The 8,934-nt window shown below is 68.1% G+C and carries 6 protein-coding genes; 5 read left to right on the plus strand and 1 reads right to left on the minus strand.

The window, feature by feature from the left end; genetic code table 11:
• The first annotated feature begins 106 nt into the window (after positions 1 to 106).
• Positions 107 to 1,621 carry an FAD-dependent monooxygenase gene (locus tag ACFWF3_RS13830; protein WP_379313952.1) on the plus strand — a complete coding sequence of 505 codons (1,515 nt, stop codon included), beginning with the start codon at positions 107 to 109 and terminating at the stop codon, positions 1,619 to 1,621.
• 104 nt (positions 1,622 to 1,725) lie between these two features.
• Here the strand turns inward: ACFWF3_RS13830 and ACFWF3_RS13835 are convergent, their stop codons facing one another.
• Complete coding sequence (locus ACFWF3_RS13835) at positions 1,726 to 2,661, minus strand: heme o synthase (RefSeq protein WP_379313955.1); 936 nt, start codon at positions 2,659 to 2,661, stop codon at positions 1,726 to 1,728.
• 502 nt (positions 2,662 to 3,163) lie between these two features.
• On the opposite strand from ACFWF3_RS13835, the gene tkt reads away from it, so the two are divergent.
• From tkt to opcA, 4 genes are read left to right on the plus strand one after another with little or no spacing between them, the layout of a single operon-like run.
• A complete protein-coding gene (gene tkt, locus ACFWF3_RS13840) occupies positions 3,164 to 5,305 on the plus strand; it encodes a transketolase (protein ID WP_379313953.1) in 2,142 nt (713 codons plus the stop codon).
• 4 nt (positions 5,306 to 5,309) lie between these two features.
• Positions 5,310 to 6,443, plus strand: a complete 1,134-nt coding sequence (gene tal / locus ACFWF3_RS13845; protein WP_379313954.1) for a transaldolase — start codon at positions 5,310 to 5,312, stop codon at positions 6,441 to 6,443.
• 4 nt (positions 6,444 to 6,447) lie between these two features.
• Positions 6,448 to 8,019 (plus strand): glucose-6-phosphate dehydrogenase, encoded by a 1,572-nt coding sequence (gene zwf, locus ACFWF3_RS13850; protein WP_378989096.1) that lies wholly within the window; start codon positions 6,448 to 6,450, stop codon positions 8,017 to 8,019.
• A complete protein-coding gene (gene opcA, locus ACFWF3_RS13855; protein WP_378989136.1) occupies positions 8,016 to 8,924 on the plus strand; it encodes a glucose-6-phosphate dehydrogenase assembly protein OpcA in 909 nt (302 codons plus the stop codon). The genes zwf and opcA overlap by 4 nt, the downstream gene beginning before the upstream one ends.
• Positions 8,925 to 8,934: the final 10 nt, after the last annotated feature.

An 8,934-nucleotide genomic window follows, 5' to 3' on the forward strand; every position in this document is an offset into this window, starting at 1 on the left:
CTGCCCACCACCGGACATCACCTCCTTGACAAGCACGGTACCAACACTGAAACTGAATTCATATTCACTGAATATCGGTTCAGTTCTTGTCGCAGGAGGCATTTCCATGTCAGAACAGGTACTCATCGCGGGCGCGGGCCCGACCGGTCTCACCCTCGCCCTCGACCTCGCACGGCGCGGCGTGGACGTCCGGCTCGTCGACCGGGCCGATTCGCCGTTCCAGGGGTCGCGCGGCGACGGCATCCAACCACGCACCCTGGAGGTGTTCGACGACCTCGGCGTCATCGACGCGGTACTGGCCGCCGGGCGCGAGGTCCCGGTGATGCGCGCCTACTTCGCGGGGACCTTCGTCGGCGAGCGCCGCATGGCCGAGCCGGTCGAGCCGACCCCGGATGTGCCGTATCCGAACACCTGGGTGCTCGGTCAGTCCGACACCGAGGCGATCCTGCGGGCGCGGCTCGCCGAGCTCGGGGTGACGGTCGAATTCGCCACGGCGCTGGTCGAATTCACCCAGGACGACGCCGGCGTCACCGCGACGCTGCAACGCGGCGACACATCGGAGACGGTGCGCGCGAGCTATCTGGTCGGTGCCGACGGTGGCGCGAGCACGGTGCGCAAGCGCCTCGGGATCGCGTTCGAGGGCAGCACCGACGAGTCGATCAAGATGCTGCTCGGCGATGTCCGCGCCGACTCCCTCGACCACGAGTACGGCTATTGGTTCGCCGCCGCGGCCGACCGGCCGATGACCGGGTTCGCCCTGTCCCCGCTACCGGGCGCGCGGCGCTTCCAGTTCGCCGCCCCGCTGACCGACGACCGCTTCCCCGATCTGGCCACCCTGCAGGATCTCGCCGACCGCCACGGCCCCGAGACAGGCCTGGTGCTGCACGATCTGTCCTGGATCACGGTGTGGCGCCCCAATATTCGACTCGCCGAACGCTTCCGCGACGGCCGGGTGTTCCTCGCGGGCGATGCCGCCCACGTCCACCCGCCCACCGGCGGCCAAGGCCTGAACACCGGCGTTCAGGATGCCTACAACCTGGGCTGGAAACTGGCCGCTGCCCTCGGTGGCGTCCCGGCCCCGCTCGATACCTACGAACCCGAACGTCGCACGGTCGCGGCCCGGATTCTCGGCCTGAGCACCGAACTCCTCGACAAACTCGTCGACGGCGACGAGGACGCGATGCACCGCGGCCCCGAAACCCGCCAGCTCGCCATCACCTATCGCTGCCCCGCCGACGACGGCCCCCTCGTGGCGGGCGACCGCGCGCCGGACGCCACACTGCACGACGAAACCGGCCGCCCGATCCGCCTGTTCGACGTCTTCCGAGGCCCCCACGCGACCCTGCTCCGCTTCGCCCCGACCAACGACTCACTCGACATCGAGCTCCCCGCCTTCGCGGCAGGCGCGAACCTCACATCCGGCTCTCCAGCGACACCGATCGACGGATCCGGCGTTCTCACGGTCGAGATACGCCGCGTCGACGCCCCGTCCGAGTCATCCACCAGACCGGCGTCTGTGACACTTGTCGACACCGACGGACACGCCTTCACCGCCTTTTCGGCGACGGCGGGCACCACCATCCTGATCCGACCCGACGGCCACCTCGCCCATCGCTGGTGAGCTTCGAGGTCGTCCACTCCCCTGATCCGGCGAGGCCGCTACCAGACCAGGTCCGGACATGACAGTGGCCGGGCATCGCTGCCCGGCCACTGTTCGAGAATGCCTTACAGCCCGACGAGGCTACCGATCGTGTCCCACCCGAGCACCGAGTCGACGGCCAGACCACAGAACACCACCGCGAGGTAGTTGTTCGACTGCAGGAACAGCTTCAGCGGCTTCACCGACTCGCCACGGCGCACCCCGGCGTAGAGCTGATGCGCCATCAGCAGGAACCAGGCACCGGCCACCAGGGCGACCGCCGCGTAGATGACACCGGTCGCGGGCACCAACGCCATCGTCGCGAGCACCGTCAACCAGGTGTAGATGACGATCTGCTTGGTCACCACCTGCTCGGTCGCGACCACCGGCAGCATCGGCACGCCGGCCGCGCGGTAGTCCTCCTTGTAGCGCATGGCCAGCGCCCAGGTGTGCGGCGGCGTCCAGAAGAAGATCACCGCGAACAGCACCACCGCGGGCCAGCCGATATCGCCGGTCACCGCCGACCAGCCCACCAGCGCGGGCATGCAGCCGGCCGCGCCGCCCCACACCACGTTCTGCGAGGTCCGCCGCTTGAGGCCCTTGGTGTAGACGAAAACGTAGAACAGGATCGTCGCGACGACCAGCAACCCGCTGAGCAGGTTGGCCTGCCACCACAGCCAGGCGAAGGAGATCGCGCCGAGCACGACACCGAAGACGAACGCGTGCGAGGTGGGCACCGCCTCGCGGGCCAGCGGGCGGCGCGCGGTCCGCTTCATCACCTTGTCGATATCGGCGTCGGCCACACAGTTGAGAGTGTTGGCGCTGGCGGCGCCCATCCAGCCGCCGAACAGGGTGACCAGGATCAGCCGGATGTCCACTGTGCCGCGGTCGGCCAGCAACATTGTCGGAATGGTGGCAACGAGCAGCAGCTCGATGACGCGTGGTTTGGTGAGCGCGATGTAGGCAAGGGGCTTACGCACAATCCGCGCGGCGAGACTGTCGCCCGCGAGGCGGTCGGCCAGCGCCGTCGACGAAGTTCCGTGCGCACCGCTACTACCCGGCTCGTGACCGATCCGCACTGTTTCTCCTCGCACGCTGTGCTTCGCTTCGCATCCGGTAATGGAACGAGCAGCGCGCGGCTGCGGCGCGGCCACTACTACAGAGGATGGTAGACCCACTCACCTGCCGCTCCGCGCCAGACCCCCGCCACCGTGGGCGCGGTCACTCCGCCCCACGAGCCCGCATCCCGGGCCCACGCGGCGGTGAACCCGCATCGACGCGCAGGTGAACGGCATCGCGACGGGCTCGGTCCACGCGGCGGCGATGGTCTACACCGCACACCGCCGACTCAGTGCGATCCGAACTAGACTCAACGCCAGGGTTCGCGCCAACCGCTGTAGCAGCACCACTAGGGTATTCCTGTACATCGGTACGCATCCCGGCCGCGTGCGACCCGCTGTCGAACATCATCGCCGCTGCCAAGCTATCGCCGTCGACGAAACCTAGGTCAGGAGAACCACGGTCGTGCCAGTCACAGACGACATTCGCGCCCTCACTCAGCGGAACTACCCCAGCGACTGGACGGACCTCGACACCTTGGCCGTCGACACCGCCCGGGTACTCGCTGCCGACGCCGTGCAGAAGGCGGGCAACGGGCACCCCGGTACCGCGATGAGCCTCGCGCCGGTGGCCTACACCCTGTTCCAGCGCACGATGCGCCACAACCCCGCGGAGCCGCGCTGGGTCGGTCGCGACCGGTTCGTGCTGTCCTGTGGGCATTCCAGCCTCACCCTCTACATCGAGCTCTACCTGGCCGGTTTCGGACTGGAGCTGACCGACCTCGAGCAGCTGCGCCAGTGGGGCTCGCTCACCCCAGGCCACCCCGAGTTCCGCCACACCGACGGCGTCGAGATCACCACCGGCCCGCTGGGTCAGGGTCTGGCCTCGGCGGTCGGCATGGCGATGGCCGCGCGGCGTGAACGCGGGCTGTTCGATCCGGACGCCCCCGAGGGCACCAGCCCGTTCGACCACTTCATCTACACCATCGCCTCCGACGGCGACCTGCAGGAGGGCGTCACCGCGGAGGCTTCCTCGATCGCGGGCACCCAGCAGCTGGGCAACCTCGTGGTGATCTACGACGACAACGAGATCTCCATCGAGGACGACACCGACATCGCCTTCACCGAAGACGTGGCCAAGCGGTACGAGGCCTACGGCTGGCAGGTGCAGATCGTCGAGGGCGGCGAAGACGTGGTGGCCATCGAGAAGGCGCTGGCCGCGGCGAAGGCCGAGACCAGCAAGCCCTCGATCATCATCCTGCGCACCATCATCGGCTTCCCAGCCCCGAACAAGATGAACACCGGTGGCGCGCACGGCGCCGCGCTCGGCCCCGACGAGGTCGCCGCGGTGAAGAAGGCGCTCGGCTTCGACCCGGAGAAGTCCTTCGAGGTCGACCCGGCCGTCATCGAGCACACCCGCAAGGCACTGGCCCGCGGCGCCGAGGCACAGGCCGAGTGGCAGCAGGGCTTCGACCAGTGGGCCGAGGCCAACCCGTCGAACAAGGAACTCTTCGATCGTCTGCAGACCCGCTCGCTGCCCAAGGGCTGGACCGAGGCGCTGCCGAGCTTCGAGGTCGATCCCAAGGGCATGGCCACCCGCAAGGCGTCGGGCAAATTCCTCGCCGCGGTCGCCGACGAGCTGCCCGAGCTGTGGGGCGGTTCGGCCGACCTGGCCGAGTCCAACAACACCACGATGCCCGGCCAGGCGAGCTTCGGGCCCGAGTCGATCTCCACCGGCGCGTGGAAGGCCAACCCGTACGGGCGCACCCTGCACTTCGGCATCCGTGAGCACGCGATGGGCTCGATCCTCAACGGCATCGCGCTGCACGGCCCGACCCGCCCCTACGGCGGCACCTTCCTCGTGTTCAGCGACTACATGCGCCCGGCTGTCCGCCTGGCCGCACTGATGCGAGTACCCGCCATCTACGTGTGGACCCACGACTCCATCGGCCTCGGCGAGGACGGCCCGACCCACCAGCCGGTCGAGCACCTGGCCGCGCTGCGCGCCATCCCCGGCCTCAACGTCGTTCGCCCCGCGGACGCCAACGAGACCGTCCACGCCTGGCGCACCGTGCTCGAGCGTGACTCCGACGAGCACACCTCGCACTTCCCGGTGTACGAGTCACCGCAGCAGGACGGCCCGTCCGCGCTGGCACTCACCCGTCAGGACGTGCCGACCCTGGAGGGCACCAGCTACGAGGGTGTCAAGAAGGGCGGCTACGTGTTGGTCGAGGCGTCCACCGGCACACCGGAAGTGATCCTCATCGGCACCGGCTCCGAGGTCCACCTCGCGGTCGCCGCGCGCACTACGCTGGAAGAGCAGGGCATCCCGACCCGCGTGGTCTCGATGCCGTGTGTGGAGTGGTTCGACGTGCAGGATCAGGGATACCGCGACGAGGTGCTGCCCCCGTCGGTGCGGGCCAGGGTCGCGGTCGAGGCCGGTATCGCGATGCCGTGGCACCGATTCGTCGGTGACGCGGGTGAGGTCGTCGGCATCGACCACTTCGGCGCGTCGGCCGATTACAAGACTCTGTACCGCGAATTCGGTATCACCCCCGATGCCGTCGTCCGCGCGGCACTGCGTTCCACCGACAAGGTGAAGGGGTAAGACCATGGCACAGAACGAGAATCTCGCCGCGCTCTCGGCCGCGGGCGTCTCGGTGTGGCTCGACGATCTCTCGCGCGAACGCATCCAGTCCGGCAATCTCGCCGACCTGGTCGCGACCCGCAGCGTCGTCGGTGTCACCACCAACCCGAGCATCTTCCAGGCCGCGATGAGCGTGGGCAACGCCTACGACGCGCAGCTGAAAGACCTTGCGGCCCAAGGCGCCGACGCCGACGCGGCGATCCGCACGATGACCACCGACGATGTGCGCGCCGCCTGCGACGTGCTCGCGCCGGTGTTCGAGGCGACCGGCGGCGTGGACGGGCGGGTGTCGATCGAGGTCGATCCCCGGTTCGCCTTCGACGCCGACAAGACCGTCGCCCAGGCGATCGAGCTGTGGAAGATCGTCGACCGCAAGAACCTGTTCATCAAGATCCCGGCCACCGAGGCCGGTCTGCCCGCCATCACCTCGGTGATCACCGAGGGCATCAGCGTGAACGTGACGCTGATCTTCTCGGTGCCGCGCTACCGCGCGGTGATGGGCGCCTACCTCGACGGTCTGCGCAACGCCAAGATCGGTGGCCACGACCTGGCCAAGATCCACTCGGTGGCATCGTTCTTCGTCTCCCGCGTGGACACCGAGATCGACAAGCGCCTCGAGGCGATCGGCACCCCGGAGGCCCTCGCCCTGCGTGGCAAGGCCGGTGTGGCCAACGCGCGTCTGGCGTACGCCGAGTACCAGGACGTGTTCGACGGTGGCGCGCACACCTCCACCTACAACCACCTGGCCGCACAGGGCGGCAACCGGCAGCGGCCGCTGTGGGCGTCGACCGGGGTGAAGAACCCGGATTACCCCGACACCCTCTACGTCACCGAGCTCGTCGGCCCGAACACGGTCAACACCCTGCCGGAGAAGACGCTGCAGGCGTTCGCCGATCACGGTGAGGTGCTGGGCGACACGCTCAGCGGCCGTGGCGCCGAGGGCGCTCAGGTCTTCGCCGATCTGGCAGCGGTGGGTATCGATCTCGACGATGTGTTCGCACTGCTCGAGCGCGAAGGCGTCGAGAAGTTCGAGAGCGCGTGGGGTGAGCTGATCGAGGCCACCACCGGCCAGCTCGACATCGCGGCGGAGGGCAACTAGCACGATGGCCGGCACAGCATCGACGGATCAGGCGGCGGGGCTGTGGCACAACCCGCTGCGCGACGAACGCGACAAACGGGTCCCCTTCATCGCGGGCCCGTGCAGCATGGTGATCTTCGGTGTCACCGGAGATCTGTCCCGCAAGAAGCTGATGCCGGCCATCTATGACCTGGCGAACCAGGGGCTGTTGCCCCCTGGTTTCGCCCTGGTCGGCTTCGCACGGCGCAACTACGCCGACGAAGACTTCGCCTCGGTGGTACTCGAGGCCGTGAAGAAGCACGCGCGCACCCCTTTCCGCCAGGAGGTCTGGGACCATCTGGCGGAGGGGCTGCGCTTCGTACAGGGCAGTTTCGACGACGACGCGGCCTTCGCGACGCTCGCCGACACGTTGCGCGATCTCGACGAAACCCGCGGCACCGGCGGCAATTACGCTTTCTACCTGTCGATTCCGCCGAACATGTTCCCCGTGGTCCTCGATCAGCTCTCCGAGCACCACCTGGCTCAGGCCAAGCCGGACCCAGACGGGTACACCCCGTGGCGGCGCGTGGTGATCGAGAAGCCGTTCGGCCACGACCTGACCAGCGCCAAGGAACTCAACGCCCTGGTCAACCGGGTCTTCCCGGAAGAGCAGGTCTTCCGCATCGACCACTACCTCGGCAAGGAAACGGTCCAGAACATCCTGGCGCTGCGTTTCGCCAACGAGTTGTTCGAGCCGATCTGGAACGCCAACTATGTCGACAGCGTGCAGATCACCATGGCCGAGGACATCGGATTGGGTGGTCGCGCAGGCTATTACGACGGGATCGGCGCCGCGCGTGACGTCATCCAGAACCACCTGTTGCAGTTGCTCGCACTGACCGCGATGGAGGAGCCGACCTCCTTCGAGCCGATGCAGCTCACCACCGAGAAGATCAAGGCCCTCTCGGCCACCAAACTCGTTGCGCCGCTGGACGAGACGACCGCGCGCGGGCAGTACACCGAAGGCTGGCAGGGCAGCGAACACGTCGTCGGCCTGCATCAGGAAGAGGGCTTCGATCCGCAGTCACGGACCGAGACCTACGCCGCGCTCACCCTGCACGTGGAGAACCGGCGCTGGGCGGGTGTGCCGTTCTATCTGCGCACCGGAAAACGCCTGGGCCGCCGGGTGACCGAGATCGCGGTGGTGTTCAAGCGGGCGCCGCACCTGCCCTTCGACCAGACCATGACCGAGGAGCTCGGTCAGAACGCCCTGGTCATCCGGGTGCAGCCGGACGAGGGCATCACCTTGCGCTTCGGCTCCAAGGTGCCCGGCTCGGGCATGGAAGTGCGCGATGTGAACATGGACTTCAGCTACGGCGAGGCGTTCACCGAGTCCTCCCCCGAAGCCTACGAACGGCTCATCCTCGACGTGCTGCTCGGCGTGCCGTCACTGTTCCCGGTCAACGCGGAGGTCGAATTGTCCTGGCGCATCCTCGATCCCGTGCTCGCGCACTGGGCCGCGGGCGGCAAACCCGAACCCTACGAGGCCGGGACCTGGGGTCCCAGCTCGGCCGATGAGATGCTCGCGCGCAGCGGGCGGGAATGGCGGCGTCCGTGATCGTCGACATGCCCGATACCAACACCGTCGATGTCGGCAAACGGATGGTCCAGTTGCGCGAGACCAACGGCGTGATCACCCAGGGCAGGGTGCTCACCCTGGTGGTGTGCACCCTGGACTCCTCGGAAGCCGAGGACGCTATCGACGCCGCCAACGACGCCAGCCGCGAACATCCGTGCCGGGTCATCGTGTTGGCGCGTGGCGACCGCGACGCTGACACCCGCCTCGACGCCCAGATCCGCGTCGGTGGCGACGCCGGTGCGGCCGAGGTGATCGTGCTGCGCCTGCAGGGTGCGCTGGTGAACCACGAGAGCAGCGTCGTCACCCCGTTCCTGCTGCCCGACACCCCCGTGGTGGCGTGGTGGCCGCGTGGCGCGCCGGAGTACCCGTCGATGGACTCGGTGGGCAAGCTGGCCAAGCGCCGCATCACCGACGCCACCTACGCCCGCGATCCGCAGGCCGCAATCAAGAAGCGCCGCTTCTCCTACGCCACCGGTGATACCGATCTGGCGTGGAGCCGCATCACCTACTGGCGGGCGCTGCTGGCCGCGGCGCTGGACGAGCCGCCGTTCGAACCGGTCACCTCGGTGACCGTGTCGGGCCTGGCCTCCGAACCCGCGCTCGACACCCTGGCCGGTTGGCTGGCCTCGCGTCTGCACTGCCCGGTGATCCGCAAGACCGGGGAGCTGAAGGTGGAAATCCAGCGCGCCACCGATTCGATCGCCATCGAACGCCCGCAACTAGGAAGGACGGCCACGCTGACCCGCACCGGCGAACCCGACCAGCGGATCGCGCTGGCACGCCGGGAAACTCGCGACTGCCTCGCCGAAGAACTGCGCCGGCTCGACGCCGACGAGATCTACGCCGAAGCGCTCGCCGGAATCGAGAAGGTGACCTATGAGTGACCACATAGAC

The organism is Nocardia sp. NPDC060220, assembly GCF_042727815.1.
Lineage (GTDB): Bacteria > Actinomycetota > Actinomycetes > Mycobacteriales > Mycobacteriaceae > Nocardia.